Raw genomic sequence first — 15,489 nt, forward strand, 5'->3', positions numbered from 1 at the left:
CTCCATAAGAAAAAGCCGGGCTCATTTGCCCGGCTTTTTTTGTGCCTGCCCCTATCCAGGACTGCAACACGCCTGTGCACTCTTCCTGGCGGAACCAAACACCAGATGACTTAAGGCCGCCAAAGCAAAGGCAGTCAGCGCACCGTACACCATGACCCAGCCAAAACCGGCAATCAAGGCCGCATGAACCGCCTCGATGGGAACCGTTGCATAAGCACCCTTTAAAGCATAGTGGGATTGGGCACATCCCCATACACGTCTTTGGGATCAAAGGTCTTGGCGGACTCCACAAAGACCAGATCCTGACCCTTGCTATGCTCGACACCAACCGGCACCTGTCTGTAGAAACAGGAGTGATAGCCTACGTGGCAACTGGCCCCGGAACCGGCTACCCGCACACGTAACCACACCGCATCCTGGTCGTCGTCGATACGCATTTCCTCTACCGTCTGCACCAGTCCACTGCTGGCACCTTTATGCCAGAGCATTTGACGCGAGCGACTCCAGTAATGGGCTTCACCGGTCTGTATGGTCTTTTCCAGGGCTTCCCGGTTCATGTAACCCAGCATCAAGACCTCGCCATTGTTAGCGTCTGTCGTGATGCAGGCAATCAGGCCCTGTTCGTCAAATTTGGGGGCCAGTTCGTGGCCCTCCTCCACCTGCTCTACCGAGATTCGGCGGTTTATTTGTACTGCCATATTGTCAGCAGATCTTGTGTCTTGTCCTTTAGCCTTCATGTTTTCTCCTTGTCATCATGGGTTCCGGGCGATATTCACAATCCGGATTCAGGCAGCGTCCGTACACCACATGACTATGTTCCATAACCTGAAAGCCCCGCTCCTGAGCAATCATTTTTTGCTGCTGCTCGATCGTCTGATCATGAAACTCCTGCACACGCCCGCAGTCCGTGCAAATCAGGTGATCATGGTGTTCGCCATCGTCCAGCTCATACAGCGCCCGGCCGGATTCAAAATAAACCTGCTTTAGCAAGCCTGCCTGTTGCAGCTGGGTCAGCACCCGGTAGACAGTCGCCAGGCCAATCTCACTGCCTTGCCGGATCAGTTGGCGATACACATCGTCTGCCGTCAAATGACGAATGCCGGGGGCCTGGAATATCTCAAGAATCTGGATACGAGCCGTCGTCACCTTCAGGCCTCGCTCTTTAAGCTCTTTTGAATCCGTCACGACGTACTCCTTGCTGAACGGGCGGTTAAGGGACTTCCAGAAAACGCAGCGGCCTGCCTTGCGCCTGCCCTTCCAGGACTTCATCACGAACAACACAATGGCCGCGCACAATGGTGTGAATCGGCCAGCCCACAACTGGCATGCCGTCGTAGGGAGACCAGCCGCTGACGCTGGCAATCCAGTCATTGCGGACGCGGCGGCGTGCCTTCAAATCCACAATACTGAAATCCGCATCAAAACCCAGGGCTATGCGTCCCTTGCCTTCCAGTCCAAAAATCCGGGCAGGTCCGGCACTGGTCAAATCCACCAGTCGCTGCAAACTCAGGCGGCCTGCGTGTACATGGTTCAACATCACGGGCAGCAAGGTTTGCACGCCAGTCATGCCACTGGGTGAGGCGGGATAGGCTTGAGACTTTTCCTGCAAGGTATGAGGTGCATGATCGCTGCCAATGACATCCACCACGCCCGAACGAATCGCCTGCCACAGCGCGTCTTGATGAACCTGCCCGCGCACCGGGGGATTCATTTGCGCCAGGCTGCCCAGACGCTCATAACAGTCGGGGGCTTGCAGACTGAGATGGTGTGGGGTCACTTCTACCGTTACGCGATCTTTGTGCGCGGCCAGAAACTGCATTTCCTCTGCGGTAGACACATGCAACACGTGCAATCGGCGCTTCTCCTCTTCCGCCAGACGAACAATGCGTTGGCTTGCCTTCAAGGCACTTTCCACATCACGCCAAATCGGGTGTTGGCGCACGTCGCCACTATCCAGGGCGATATATTTGCGTTCACGCAGCCTGGCCTCATCCTCGGCGTGTACTGCCAGCCGTCTGCGACCATGACGCAAGATGCGACGCAGCACGGCGTCCTCATCCGCTAATAGGTCTCCAAAGGAGCTGCCCATAAAGACCTTGATGCCTGCACAACCTGGGAGCTGTTCCAGTTCCTGCAAGGAATCGGCATTCAAGGCAGAGCCACCGATATAAAAGGCATGATCACACCAGCTTCGGCCTTGAGCAGCATCCAGCTTGGCTCGCAAATCGGCAGCACCCAAGGTCAAGGGATAGGTGTTGGGCATTTCAAAAACCGCCGTCACGCCGCCCAGGACTGCGCCCCGTGTACCCGCTTCCAGATTCTCTTTGTGCTCCAGCCCCGGCTCTCGGAAATGCACCTGACTGTCGATCACCCCTGGCAAAACATGCAGGCCATTAAGGTCCAGCACACAGTCTGCACTCCAGCCGGGCAACAAATCACCAAGAGCCGTAATCCGGCCTTGCGCACAGGCGATGTCGAGACGCTCGGCCCCATTAGGTGTCATTACCGTAGCGCCACAGAGCAGCAAATCGGCATGACGCAAAGTATGCTGCCTGGCGGTTTCTGCAGTCCGGGAGGTAGAGGCCTTCGGGATTACTGGCGTCATGGTTTTACCTTTGAGGCTTCTACATCCAGAGCGTCTTGTGCCGTCAAACGAATCCGCTCCATCATGCGAAACAGACCATTGGCGCGATTCGGTGACAAGTGCTGCTTCAGTTCAATTGCCCGTAAAAAGTCAGGGGGATGGGACAGGATTTCTTGCGGCAAACGCCCCGAGTACACCTGCATCAATAAAGCCAATAAGCCGGTGACGATGGCGGAATCACTACGGGCCTGAAAAAACAACTTGTGATCACGCAATTCAGACACCATCCAGACCTGTGCCTGACAGCCATGCAAACGGTTCGTCTCGGTACGCCATTCGTCCGGGAAGTCCGGCAAGGAGCGCCCCAGATCAATCAAATATTCGTAGCGGGCCATCCAGTTCCCCAGGAACTGGAAACTCTCCACAATGGCTTGCTGGGCTTGAACTATGGACTCTTCTGGTGCTGCAGCCTTACCCACGGTCTTCTCCTGCTTGCTTGAGCGATTGCCTACCCCGATCATCAAGAGCTGGAACAGGGTCATGCCCGCCCGGATGCCAAGGGTGACAACGAACAAGGCGCCGTGCAGCCAGCCAAGTTCCTTTGAGGGGGCCATGCGCCTGCAAAGCCTGAATCGCATACTGGGAGCAAGTTGGATAAAAGCGGCAACGTGGCCCCAGCAATGGGCTAATAAAAAGCTGATAGCCGCGAACAAGCAGGACCAGAACAGAGACAAGAACGGTTTTCATCGCAGCTCCCAAGCATGGGAGCAACATACCCGCTCAAATGGACATATCGCGAGCTTGCTTGGCTGCGCCAATAGCAAGAAAGTTTGACCCATGGAGTGGGTCTGGCACGAGACAGCAAGGACTAGAACATTCATGGCGCTACGCCCCCGCTCAGCCGCAAAAAAGGCATCCCTTCCGATACAGGAGTTTTGAACGCCACTGCATCATGGGGATGCAGACTCTCCAGATGTCGGACCTGAACACCAGGATTCTGATAGCCCCCCAAGGCCGCTTCTATACGACGCGCCGCGTCTTCCACAAACATCAGGTTCTGACCATTCAAGGCGGCAAAGGCTTGCTCGTCTGCTCGTTTAACGGCGGTTTGCAAGGGTGTTGCCAATGACTCTTCAATGCGATCAATCAGCGTCAAAAACCCAAAATCCTCACTGTCTTCCGATACTTGGATGTGAACCAGAGCCTGACTACGCTGACTATGTGGAGTGGCCAGACTGGCGTGCTTGTGCAACCAGGCAGCTACCTCATCTGCATGCAAGACAGGCTGCTTTCCAAAGGCCTGCATAAAGCCCTGTTCAATCAACTGCCGAGCCAGCGCAGCCGAACAAGGACAGGTCGACGAATAAGCTATCTGAACCTGCACCTTGCACATAAACATATCGTCCGAAAGCCTGGCCTCCAGCACGACGGGATAGGATTTCCAGCCGGCCAGACCCTGCGTGACCAAGGCAGGCCGTCGCACCAATAAATCAAAGCGAAAACACAGTCTTGCACTGCGCGTTCCACAGTCCTGCTGGCTATCCACCATGCCTTGCAAAAGACGCCGCAGCCTTAACGGTGACAAGGACTGTTCTGGCGGCAAGTCATTCAGCAAGCGGTACAGCCTGGACATATGTATCCCTTTTACATGTGCCAAGGGCAAATCAACCTGAGCATCCACCCGCGCATGCAACTGCTGCTTATAGCCTCGTTCAAGCACGGTAATGGGCAGATCGATTCCCTCCATACCCACCCAGGAAAGCGGAGTCAGGCCATGAGAGAAATCACTCAAAGCCGGGTCGGGAAGTACAACAGTCATACTCAACATCCAATCAAAAGGCCTTGCTCACGCTGGCAAAGACCTGGCAAGACCTCAACGCTATCAAGGCCAGTCTGCAAACGGATTCGTCCATGTTGTCCAGGTGCTGGGGCCGCTGGCCATTTCTTCATCGCTTAACAGGCAGGCATCGAAACGGGCGCGCAGTGCTTCCTCGTCCATATCCATACCAATCAGAACCAACTCCTGACGCGCATCCCCTACTCGTTCGTCCCATTTTTCCTTGATCAGCGCTACCGCTTCGGGATCCTCCGGCCAGCGTTCAGGCGGCATGGACGCCCACCAGTAACCCGCCACGTGATAGCGAGCCACCGCGCCAGCCTGTGACCAGGAGCCCGCCAGAGTCGGGAAGTTCGCCAACCAGAAAAAGCCTTTGGAGCGCACCACCCCAGGCCATTCACTTTCGACCAGTGCCTTGAAACGCTGCGGGTGGAATGGACGGCGGGCGCGGTAAACAAAATTGCCTATGCCGTACTCTTCGGTTTCCGGGGTATGAGTACCACGCAATTCCTGCAACCAGCCTGGGGCCTTGGAAGCCTCTTCAAAATCGAACAAACCGGTGTTCAGAACGCGGTCCAAGGGCACCTGGCCGAACTCGGCTGTTTCAATACGAGCACGGGGATTCAGACTGTTCAGAATGGCCATCAGGCGCTCGCGTTCTGGCTCGCTGATCAAATCAATCTTGTTCAGAACCAGCACATCACAGAACTCGATCTGCTCAATTAACAGGTCCACAACGGTACGCGCATCTTCTTCACCCAAAGATTCGCCACGGGACTGGATGCTGTCTTGCGAGCTGTAATCGTGCAGAAAGTTAAAGGCGTCCACTACCGTGACCATAGTGTCCAAGCGCGCGACTTCACCCAGGCAGCGGCCATCCTCGCCCTCAAAGGTGAACGTTTCAGCCACGGGCAGTGGCTCTGAAATGCCGGTGGATTCAATGACCAACTGATCAAAACGCCCTTCCTTGGCCAGACGGTCCACCTCCAACAACAAGTCCTCGCGCAAGGTGCAGCAAATACAGCCGTTGCTCATTTCCACCAGCTTTTCATCGGTGCGCGATAGCTCGGCACCACCGTCACGAACCAAAGCGGCATCAATATTGACCTCGCTCATATCGTTCACGATAACGGCCACGCGGCGGCCTTCGCGATTGTTCAGGATGTGGTTCAGCAAAGTCGTCTTGCCCGCACCCAGAAAACCGGACAAAACCGTTACGGGAATGCGGGCTGCGGGATCGACTGGCGTGTTATCGAGGTTCATCGTCATTTCTCTTCTTCCTTGAGGCATCAATGGGCAGTTCCTTGCAGAGGACTTCTGTCAATTTTGAGATGTTATAACATAACAATAATTGGCAAAGAAAAAACCCTCTTGCAAGGAGGGCTTGACGATCAGGACAGAGAAACCGGTTTTCACAAAGCAAGGTCACAGGAATCAGGTGTCAGGTGTCAGGTGTCAGGTGTCAGGTGTCAGGTGTCAGGTGTCAGGTGTCAGGTGTCAGGTGTCAGGTGTCAGGTGTCAGGTGTCAGGCACGTAGCGTAGCTCTGTTTGTGTTGCCCGCCACTGCTTGAACAAGTCAGCCCGATGCCGGGGATAAGACTCCTCCAGACAGACCAAGCGCTGTATCCTGTCCGTCCGGAAATGCCGGAAGTCCCCTTTCAATTCGCACCAGCCCACCAGAATCCGGAAGTGCTGAAAGTAGCCCAAGGAAAAAGGCCAGATCACTCTCTCCGACTCCTGGCCTGCCCCGTCTATATAAGTGATGCGCAGCTTGCGCTGCAAACGAATCGCTGTACGCGCAATGCCGAGATCAACAAGCTCAGCATCCTGAATCACTCTAGGCCCAACCCGTAAAGCGGTGCTGTCCAGGCTGTCTCTCAAGCTATCGGGCAAGACCGCAGAGATCTTGGCCATGGCATCGCCAGCCGCTTTGGTCAGCGGCTCGTCCGCAAACTTTTCTACCCAGCGAAAACCCAGTATCAAGGCCTCCAGCTCTGCTTGAGAAAACATCAAGGGTGGCAGCATGAAACTAGGTCGCAGCACATAACCGACTCCCGGCTCCCCTTCTATATCGGCACCTTGCGCCTGCAAGGAAGCAATGTCCCTATACAAGGTCCGAATGCTGACACCCAACTCTTGGGCCAGCCGCGCACCACTCACCGGGCGCTTGTGTCGGCGTAGCACTTGTAAAAGGGAAAGAAGTCGTTCTGCTCGGGCCATGCCAGATACTGCCATTTTTTGGCAGCATGGTCACCCATAATGATCTGCTCAATCACCTTGTTGGAGCGATCATGAATCACCCAAACCTTTTGCTGCTCTATGTCCAAGACCCCGCCGCCAGCAGCCTTTTCTATGAGAAGCTGCTTCAAAAAGCGCCCGCTGAATCCTTCCCCACCTATGTCGCGTTTGAACTGAACAAGGACCTGACCCTGGGTTTGTGGTCTACCCAGGCAGCCAGCTTTGTATCATCCGGAACTGGGCATCGCTCCGAGCTTTCTTTTTTAGTGGACGATGATGCGGCTGTTGATCAGCTGTATCAAAACTGGGTGACTGCGGGTATCACCATAGAGCAAGAGCCCATGACAGCCGTTTTTGGGCGCACATTCGTTGCACTGGACCCGGATGGACACCGATTAAGAGTCTGCACAGCAGCGTAAGACTGACGCTGCATTACTTGCAAAGCCGTCGGACTTCAAAGAACAAGGGCTATCCCGGACTTGATCCAGATAGCCCCTGCTCACTCCAGGATCTACAAACAGCACAAATCAATCTGTCACCATCGCTCTGCGCATAATTTTCTGCGCGACTGACGAAGATGCCATCACTCCCAAAGTACCGTAATGCGCTCCCCAAGCCCCCACTTCCCCGCCGCTACGCGTACTTAAAAACACATCCACCACTTCTTGAGAGCTATAGCGCAGCAGCTCGGCCGCCTGCAAAACGCGGGCGACGGCTTCGGTCATGGGGCGGGCCAGGAACTCATCCTCGATTGCCGCCCGAACCAAACGCTCAGTGTGCTGTACCAGTGCATCGAATCGCTTGTCTTGCCCGGCCAAGGGTCTGATTTCATTGAAAACCGCCTCCACCGTAAGCGGATCTCTGATCATGGCGCGCCGCACATCCATGCACATCATATTCGCCGTCCCTTCCCAAACGCTGTTCAAGGGGGCCTCTCGATACACACGGGCCATGGGGTTTTCTTCAATAAAGCCATTGCCGCCGTGACATTGCAAAGCCTCATTCGCAATGGAGGGGGCGCGCGAGCAATTGAAGTACTTAGCCGCAGGCGTGGCCACCCGAGCCAGCAACCTTTCGTGGTCACTGCTTTGCATCAGGTCAGTGGCCTTGGCCACGCGCAAGGACATCAAGGTTGCCGCTTCCACTTCTACCGCCATATCCGCCAGCACATTGCTCATCATGGGCCGATCGGCAATGGAGGCTCCAAAAGCCTTGCGTGATGTCGTGTGACGCAGGGCCAAGGTCAGCGCCTGTCGCATCAAACCCGCCGAGCCAATCGCAAAATCCAGACGTGTCAAATGCGAGTGCGACAGAATTTCCCGAATACCGCGCCCTTCTTCCCCAACCCGAATTGCCAGCGTGCCCGCATACTCCACTTCACTGGACGCGTTGGAACGATTGCCCGCCTTGTCCTTCAGGCGTTGTACAAAAAAGCGGTTATAGCTGCCGTCCGGCAAGGTACGGGGCAAAAAGAAACAAGTAACACCACCATTGACTTTAGCCAGCGTAAAAAAGCCATCAGACTGCGGCACTGAGCAAAACCACTTATGCCCCCTCAGCTCATACCAATGCGCCGTAGCGCCGTGATAATCCGCGCTATGGGAGAAGCGCGCAGTAGTCTGCGTCTCGCGCAAATCTGAACCGCCCTGCTTTTCTGTCATCGCATAGCCAATGACCACCGAGGGCTTGTCCCCCACTTCGCGACGACTGTATTCGTAGCGCGTCCCGTTGAGCTTGTCCGCCCAGATCGCCAAAGCAGGTTCAGCCTCGAAACCGGCATACGCCGCATACGCCATGCCAGTCGGACAACCCGTACCATGCTCCACCTGATTCCACAGATAGGACAAGACCGCACGAGCGAAGTGGCCGTTTTTCTCTTGCGTACGCCAGCTTAAATTCGGCACCTCGTGCTGCCAGGCCAGGGTCATCAATTCATGCCAGCTGGGGTGACATTCCAGCCAATCAATCCGGTTGCCGAAGCGATCATGCGTTTTAAGTTCAGGGATATGACGGTTCGCCAAACGGGCCAACTCCTGAACATTTTCATCACCAGCCACCGCCCCCAAAGCCTGACAACGCAATTCGGCCCACGGGGCTTCGCGGCGAATGGCCTCAGTTAAAACCTGATCACCCGTAAAAGCATTGAAACCACTGGCGGGCAAAGCCTGATTCAAAACCTGATGCGTGCTGTAACGATCCTCGGGCGCATTCAAAATGCTGAGGGGAAGCGCTTGGTTCATGGTTGTCTCCGAACTGTTTTTCTAAGGCGTGGCAGAAAGGACTGCCACACTGGCGCACGCCATCTGGGCAATCTGGTCAGCCAGCGCAGCCACTTGGCGCTGGTAACTGTCCGTGCCATCGTGCTGCTGACGGCTTAAAGGAGAAAGCGGGCCAATCAGCCCTTCCATGAAACCGCCCACAATGACGGTAGCCGCAATATCGGGCTGCACATCCTGGCGCATTTCCTGGGCATCTTGCCCCATGGAAACAATGGAGTGAATGACCTGGCTGATCGCGGCGCGATACACCAGACGAGCCGCGTCGATTTCCTTATCGCATGGCTCGGCAATCAAGGCATACGCCAGACGAGGATTACGCATGGCGCGTTTTACGAATGTTGAGACTGCGGCATGCAGGCGCAGCATAGAGGCTCCGTCAGCCTGCGCAATGTCCGTGAGCACATCCACCTCACGCTGTGACACCAACGACAGGACTTCTGCAAACAGCTCGGCCTTGGAGGGGAAGTAACGATAGACCGTCCCGGTGGCAATACCGGCTGCGGCCGCCACACTGGCTACCTGCGCTTCCTGCCAGCCACCTTCACTGACCAAAACGCGAGCCGCTTCCAGAATACGGCCGCGATTGTCTTGCAGACGGGCTTCAACGGCGGGGGTTTGACGATAGGCCATAAAGAAGTGAACTCTGATTCATTACATGAGTGAATCCTAGTTCATTTCTTTGTGGTGGACAAGAATTTCGTTAAGCAGAGGTGTCAAAATACTCGCCTCCTGGCATTGCAGGCGGCTTGGGAGCATCTGTTATTTAAAGCAACACGATCAGCAGCCCCAATAAAACTGCCCCCAGCAACAGCGATGGCAAAGCCATCAATACTGTTTGCTGGGGGCTGTCTGAAACTAGCTAGCGCGAAGGTATCAAACCTATCAGGCCGACAGTTCCTTGCGAACGATTTCAGCACCGGCGCTCAGGGCGTGCAGCTTGCCACGAGCCACGGCGCGTGGCAACGGTGCCATCCCGCAGTTGGTGGAAGGGTACAGCTTGTCAGCGTCTACAAACTTCAGCGCCTTGCGCAGTGTGTTGGCCACGTCGTCAACGGTTTCAATCACGTTGGTGGCCACGTCAATGGCGCCAACCATCACTTTCTTGCCACGGATCAGTTCGATCAAATCCATAGGAACGTGGGAGTTCTGGCATTCCAGCGAAATGATGTCGATCTTGGATTGCTGCAGCTTCGGGAAGGACTCTTCGTACTGACGCCATTCCGAACCCAGGGTCTTTTTCCAGTCCGTGTTGGCCTTGATGCCGTAACCGTAGCAAATGTGCACGGCGGTTTCGCACTTCAGACCTTCAATGGCACGTTCCAGCGTAGCAATACCCCAGTCATTCACTTCGTCAAAGAAAACGTTGAAAGCAGGTTCGTCAAACTGGATGATATCCACGCCTGCGGCTTCCAGCTCTTTGGCTTCCTGGTTCAGGATCTTGGCAAATTCCCATGCCAATTTCTCACGGCTCTTGTAGTGGTTGTCATACAGCGTATCGATCATGGTCATGGGGCCAGGCAGCGCCCATTTGATCGGCTGCGACGTTTGCTGACGCAAAAATTTCGCATCATCCACAAACACGGACTTGGGGCGATTCACAGCACCGACAACGCTTGGAACGCTGGCATCGTAACGGTCACGAATACGCACGGTCTCACGCTTTTCGAAGTCCACGCCTTCCAGATGTTCGATGAAGGTAGTGACAAAGTGCTGGCGGGTTTGCTCGCCGTCGCTAATCAGATCGATACCGGCGTGCAATTGTTCTTGCAAGGACAAGCGCAGTGCATCTTTCTTGCCTTCGACCAGGTCCTCACCTTCCAGTCTCCAGGGCGACCACAGTTTCTCGGGTTCAGCAAGCCAGGAGGGTTTAGGCAAACTGCCAGCGGTGGAGGTGGGTAGCAATTTTTTCATAATTAAATAACCTTGTTGTTTTTGATGAATCAAAGCGCGTAACTGGCTGCCCATTGATCAAGAATAACTTTGTATGGCTTGATAAAACTTTCTTCGGTAAACCGGCCCTGCTCAACCGCCAGACGGCTACGTTCTTCACGATCATAGACAATTTGCGTAACCGAATGATCCGCATTTTTCAGGCTAGGCTGATAGCGCATTCCTGCTGCCGAATTGGCATTGTAAATCTCGGGGCGGTAGATTTTCTGGAATGTCTCCATCGTGCTGATGGTACTGATCAATTCCAGATTCGTGTAGTCACTGAGCAAATCACCACGGAAGTAAAAGGCCAAAGGCGCCACGCTATTTGGGGGCATGAAATAACGAACCTGCAAACCCATTTTCGCGAAGTACTCATCGGTCGGCGAGAACTCGTTTTGCTGGTATTCAACGCCCAATACGGGATGCTGATTACCTGTACGGTGGTAGACCTTGCTGCTGGATACGCTCAGGCAAATCACGGGGGATTTGTTGAAGTTTTCCTGATACAGCGTGGAGTTCACAAAAGCCTTGAACAATTTGCCATGCAAATCACCAAAGCCTTCCGGGGCGCTGAAACCATTTTTGTTCTTGTTGTGCTCCAGCAGAACCACACTGAAATCGTAGTCACGCACATACGAAGAGAAGTTGTTACCCACAATCCCTTCAATACGCTTGTTTTCTTTCCGATCAACGATACTGGTTTTCAGAATTTCGATGGTCGGAAACGTAGAACCATTGCCTTCAACATCAATATCAACAGAGACAATATCCAGTTCAACTGAATAACGGTCCCCATTCGGGTTGTCCCAATGCGCCAAACTATTGAAGCGATTGTCGATCATCTTCAGAGTATTGCGCAGGTTTTGCTGACGGCTTTCACCACGGGCCAAATTGGCAAAGTTAGTGGTGATACGTGTGTTATCGGCTGGACGGTAGTTTTCATCAAAACGGATGCTTCTGATGCTGAACGCGAATTCTTTATTCATTTTTATGTATGCCCTAATTTCTGATTTCAATCTCGAATTTATTTTCGAGCCAAGTCATTGGTCTTGAAAAATAAATTCATCTTATTTATGTACACTCTGTGCTGATTGTCTGAGCTGCTTCAGGGGGCTGCACTGCTTACTCTCTTCTTCCTGGTGAAGCCAGAAAACAGGTTTGAATCAGCCTCAAAAAAAGTCCCGGCATTTGGCCGGGACTTTCCGCCAAACTCAGCTCATGACCTGATCAGGCACTTGCCCGCAAAACTTTCGCTGCGGCCACCATATTGGTCAAAGCGGGAATCACCTCAGCCCATTGACGTGTCTTCAAACCGCAGTCGGGGTTCACCCACAAACGTTCTGCTGGCACGCGCTCGGCGGCTTTTTTCATCAAATTCACAATGTGCTGCTCGGTCGGAATATTGGGCGAGTGAATGTCGTACACACCAGGGCCGATCTCGTTGGGGTACTGGAAGTTCTCGAAGGCTTCCAGCAATTCCATGTCCGAGCGGCTGGTTTCAATGGTGATCACGTCCGCATCCATATCGGCAATGGAAGAAATGATGTCGTTGAATTCCGAGTAACACATATGTGTGTGGATTTGCGTCTCATCGCCCACGCCGTTGGCGGTGATGCGGAAGCTTTCCACGGCCCAGTCCAGGTAGCTTTGCCATTGCGATTTACGCAGAGGCAAACCTTCACGCAAGGCGGCTTCGTCAATCTGAATCACATGCACACCGGCTTTTTCCAGATCCAGCACTTCTTCGCGAATGGCCAGCGCCAGTTGCAGGCAAGAAGCCGAGCGAGGCTGGTCATCACGCACAAAGGACCAGTTCAAGATCGTCACGGGGCCGGTCAACATGCCCTTCATGGGTTTTTGAGTCAACGACTGGGCGTAGGTGATCCATTCCACCGTCATGGCTTGAGGACGGCTGATGTCACCAAACAGGATGGGTGGTTTCACGCAGCGCGAACCGTAGGACTGCACCCAACCGAACTGGCTGAATGCGTAGCCGTCCAGCTGCTCACCAAAGTATTCGACCATGTCGTTACGCTCGGCTTCGCCGTGCACCAACACGTCCAGACCCAGTTTTTCCTGCTCACGCACGCTGCGCTCAATCTCGGCACGCATTGCGGCCTGATAGCTGTTTTCGTCCAGACGACCGGCCTTGAACTCGCTACGAGCACGACGGATTTCTGCCGTTTGTGGGAAAGAACCAATCGTGGTGGTGGGGAATGCGGGCAGTTTCAGGAATTCAGCTTGCTTGGAAGCACGCTGTTCGTAAACACTCTTGCGCTTGCCCAGCTCGGCCGAGATGCGCGCCACCGCTGCTTTCACAGCAGGATTATTCACACGGGGCGAGTTGCGACGGGCAGTCAAAGCGGCCAGGTTATCGGCCAGCTCTGCCTTGACGGCATCACGCCCTTGGCTCAAGGCTTTACCCAATACACGCAGTTCATCCAGCTTTTGCAAAGCAAAGGCCAACCAGGACTTCACATCGGCATCCAGCTTTTCTTCGCTGTCCAGATCAACCGGCACATGCAGCAGCGAGCAGGAAGGAGCAATCCACAAACGATCACCCAGTTGCTTGGCGATGGGCTCAACCCAGTCCAGTACAGCGGTCAAATCTGTTTTCCAGATATTGCGACCATTGATCACGCCCAGAGACAAGACCTTGTCGTCACCCAAAAGCTTGAGCAGTGCATCCACACCATCACGATCATTGATGGCATCCACATGCAAACCGGCAACAGGCAAGCTGGCGGCCAAAGCAGCATTTTCCAGCAACTGACCAAAGTAAGTGGCTACCAGCAACTTCACGCCAGCAGCTTTCAGTTGCTGATAAGCGGTCTTGAACGCTTGCTGCCAATCGGCATCCAGCTCGGTAACCAGAATAGGCTCGTCAATCTGCACCCACTCAACGCCGGCTTTAGCCAGCGTCTCCAGCAATTGGACATACACGGGCAGCAAACGATCCAGCAGAGCCAGCTTGTTGGATTCATCCTTGGCCTTGCCCAGTGCCAGATAAGTCACGGGGCCAATAATCACAGGCTTGGCCTTCACGCCTTGAGCCTTGGCTTCAGCCAGCTGCTCCAACAAACGCGAGGCATCAAGCTTGAACTGGGTGTCAGCCGTAAATTCGGGGACGATGTAGTGATAGTTGGTGTCGAACCATTTGGTCATTTCACCGGCAGCCACGCCACCGCAGCAAGCGCTGTGATCTTCCAGCCCCTTGGCCGAACGACCGCGCGCTACACGGAAATAGTTATCCAGCTCGTCACCATGAAAGTCCTGCACACGTTCAGGCAAATTGCCCAGCAAGAAGCTGGCATCCAGCACCTGATCGTAAAAAGAAAAATCTCCAACGGGCACCAGATCCAGACCTGCCTGATTTTCCCAATGACGCTGACGCAGCTGGGCGCCCAGAGCCTTGAGTTCGTCACGCGAAGATTCGCCCTTCCAGTAAGACTCCAAGGCGAACTTCAGTTCCCGTTTGGCGCCAATGCGCGGAAAGCCAAGATTATGAATCGTCGTCATGTGCTGCTCTCTAAAGGCCAGTGGATGAATGAATGACTTGCATTGTAGGAAGCCTTATCAATGAAGTAAAATGGTCTTATCTCACCAACCCATGAATATCATTCACGTATCATGTTAGAGCGCATCCACCTGGCCGTTGTCCAGCAAGTTGACAAGCAAGGGTCCCTGACCGCCGCCGCTGCCGTGCTGCACGTTACCCAATCTGCCCTTAGCCACACCATGCGGAAACTGGAGCAGCAACTGGGCACAGAAATCTGGCGTCGCGAAGGCCGCAGCCTGCAACTGACTCAAGCCGGGCAGTATCTACTGGCTGTTGCCAATCGCGTCCTGCCGCAGCTGGATCTGGCAGAAGAACGCCTGGGCCAGTTCGCCCAAGGCGAGCGAGGATCGCTGCGCATCGGTATGGAATGCCACCCCTGCTATCAATGGCTGCTTAAGATCGTCTCGCCGTACCTTAGCGCTTGGCCAGACGTGGATGTGGACGTGAAGCAGAAATTCCAGTTCGGCGGGATCGGTGCGCTATTTGGGTATGAAATTGATCTGTTGGTCACCCCCGACCCGCTTTACAAACCCGGCCTGAAGTTCGAGCCCGTATTCGACTACGAGCAGGTGCTGGTAGTGAACCAGGCCCATGCCCTGGCGAATGTGGACTACGCCAAGCCTAAAGACCTGGACAGGGAAATACTGATTTCCTATCCGGTGGACATAGACCGGCTGGATATCTACAACCAGTTTCTGCTGCCTGCTGGTATCGCCCCCCGACGGCATAAAACGATTGAGACGACGGACATCATGATGCAGATGGTTGCCAGTGGCCGTGGCGTAGCGGCGCTGCCGCGATGGCTGGTGGAAGAGTATGCGGAGAAGCTGGATGTGGTGCCGGTGAGGTTGGGTAAGCACGGCATCGCCAAGCAGATTTTTCTGGGGATGAGGGAGACGGAGACGGTAATTGATTATCTGCAGGCGTTTATGCAGCTAGCTCGGGGGTCTGGGCCGGGTGGACTGCAGTATGCAAACAAGTAGCACATTCCTGATGGCACATTAAAAGCAATGTCCTTCTGAAAAGGCAGCTTTACCTCTGGTGGTGGCGCCCCTCCGCA

The 15,489-nt window shown here is 54.4% G+C and carries 15 protein-coding genes; 2 read left to right on the forward strand and 13 right to left on the reverse strand.

The annotated features are described in order from the left end of the window. Positions 1-221: 221 nt before the first annotated feature. From hisI to ACU6HM_RS05740, 8 genes are all read right to left on the reverse strand, one after another. Positions 222-698, reverse strand: a complete 477-nt coding sequence (hisI, locus tag ACU6HM_RS05705; protein WP_446763447.1) for a phosphoribosyl-AMP cyclohydrolase — start codon at positions 696-698, stop codon at positions 222-224. 28 nt (positions 699-726) lie between these two features. Then, positions 727-1,185 carry a ferric iron uptake transcriptional regulator gene (gene fur, locus ACU6HM_RS05710; RefSeq protein ID WP_115635190.1) on the reverse strand — a complete coding sequence of 153 codons (459 nt, stop codon included), beginning with the start codon at positions 1,183-1,185 and terminating at the stop codon, positions 727-729. A 25-nt stretch (positions 1,186-1,210) separates the two neighbouring features. Continuing rightward, complete coding sequence (locus ACU6HM_RS05715) at positions 1,211-2,605, reverse strand: dihydroorotase (protein WP_446763448.1); 1,395 nt, start codon at positions 2,603-2,605, stop codon at positions 1,211-1,213. Further along, on the reverse strand, positions 2,602-3,159 hold the full coding sequence (locus ACU6HM_RS05720) for a SufE family protein (RefSeq protein ID WP_446763449.1): 558 nt from the start codon (positions 3,157-3,159) through the stop codon (positions 2,602-2,604). Before ACU6HM_RS05720 ends, ACU6HM_RS05715 begins: the two co-directional genes overlap by 4 nt. Beyond that, entirely contained in the window at positions 3,056-3,331 is a 276-nt protein-coding gene (gene yidD / locus ACU6HM_RS05725; protein WP_009454655.1) for a membrane protein insertion efficiency factor YidD, read from the reverse strand. Before yidD ends, ACU6HM_RS05720 begins: the two co-directional genes overlap by 104 nt. 130 nt (positions 3,332-3,461) lie before the next feature. Further along, complete coding sequence (gene folE2, locus ACU6HM_RS05730; RefSeq protein ID WP_446763450.1) at positions 3,462-4,403, reverse strand: GTP cyclohydrolase FolE2; 942 nt, start codon at positions 4,401-4,403, stop codon at positions 3,462-3,464. A 63-nt stretch (positions 4,404-4,466) separates the two neighbouring features. Then, positions 4,467-5,690 carry a zinc metallochaperone GTPase ZigA gene (zigA, locus tag ACU6HM_RS05735; RefSeq protein WP_269513707.1) on the reverse strand — a complete coding sequence of 408 codons (1,224 nt, stop codon included), beginning with the start codon at positions 5,688-5,690 and terminating at the stop codon, positions 4,467-4,469. Positions 5,691-5,939: 249 nt separating this feature from the next. Beyond that, the gene (locus ACU6HM_RS05740) at positions 5,940-6,641 is read right to left on the reverse strand and encodes a helix-turn-helix transcriptional regulator (RefSeq protein WP_031232155.1); all 702 of its coding nucleotides are present in this window, start codon (positions 6,639-6,641) and stop codon (positions 5,940-5,942) included. Positions 6,642-6,712: 71 nt separating this feature from the next. Here ACU6HM_RS05740 and ACU6HM_RS05745 point away from each other — a divergent pair, with 71 nt between their 5' ends. Further along, positions 6,713-7,078 carry a VOC family protein gene (locus ACU6HM_RS05745; RefSeq protein WP_009454661.1) on the forward strand — a complete coding sequence of 122 codons (366 nt, stop codon included), beginning with the start codon at positions 6,713-6,715 and terminating at the stop codon, positions 7,076-7,078. Positions 7,079-7,186: 108 nt separating this feature from the next. Here ACU6HM_RS05745 and ACU6HM_RS05750 read toward each other — a convergent pair whose 3' ends face one another. The 5 genes from ACU6HM_RS05750 to metE form a co-directional block, all read right to left on the reverse strand. Beyond that, complete coding sequence (locus tag ACU6HM_RS05750; RefSeq protein ID WP_446763451.1) at positions 7,187-8,899, reverse strand: acyl-CoA dehydrogenase family protein; 1,713 nt, start codon at positions 8,897-8,899, stop codon at positions 7,187-7,189. A 21-nt stretch (positions 8,900-8,920) separates the two neighbouring features. Then, positions 8,921-9,568 carry a TetR/AcrR family transcriptional regulator gene (locus tag ACU6HM_RS05755; RefSeq protein ID WP_250757083.1) on the reverse strand — a complete coding sequence of 216 codons (648 nt, stop codon included), beginning with the start codon at positions 9,566-9,568 and terminating at the stop codon, positions 8,921-8,923. A gap of 252 nt (positions 9,569-9,820) precedes the next feature. Then, complete coding sequence (locus ACU6HM_RS05760; protein WP_446763452.1) at positions 9,821-10,849, reverse strand: methionine synthase; 1,029 nt, start codon at positions 10,847-10,849, stop codon at positions 9,821-9,823. A gap of 29 nt (positions 10,850-10,878) precedes the next feature. Next, a complete protein-coding gene (locus ACU6HM_RS05765; RefSeq protein WP_446763453.1) occupies positions 10,879-11,856 on the reverse strand; it encodes a DUF1852 domain-containing protein in 978 nt (325 codons plus the stop codon). A 241-nt stretch (positions 11,857-12,097) separates the two neighbouring features. After that, on the reverse strand, positions 12,098-14,389 hold the full coding sequence (gene metE, locus ACU6HM_RS05770) for a 5-methyltetrahydropteroyltriglutamate--homocysteine S-methyltransferase (protein WP_446763454.1): 2,292 nt from the start codon (positions 14,387-14,389) through the stop codon (positions 12,098-12,100). Between the two features lie 111 nt (positions 14,390-14,500). Between metE and ACU6HM_RS05775 the strand changes: the two genes are divergently transcribed. Further along, a complete protein-coding gene (locus ACU6HM_RS05775) occupies positions 14,501-15,412 on the forward strand; it encodes a LysR family transcriptional regulator (protein WP_446763455.1) in 912 nt (303 codons plus the stop codon). Positions 15,413-15,489: the final 77 nt, after the last annotated feature.

It is taken from the genome of Alcaligenes sp. RM2, from assembly GCF_052931795.1.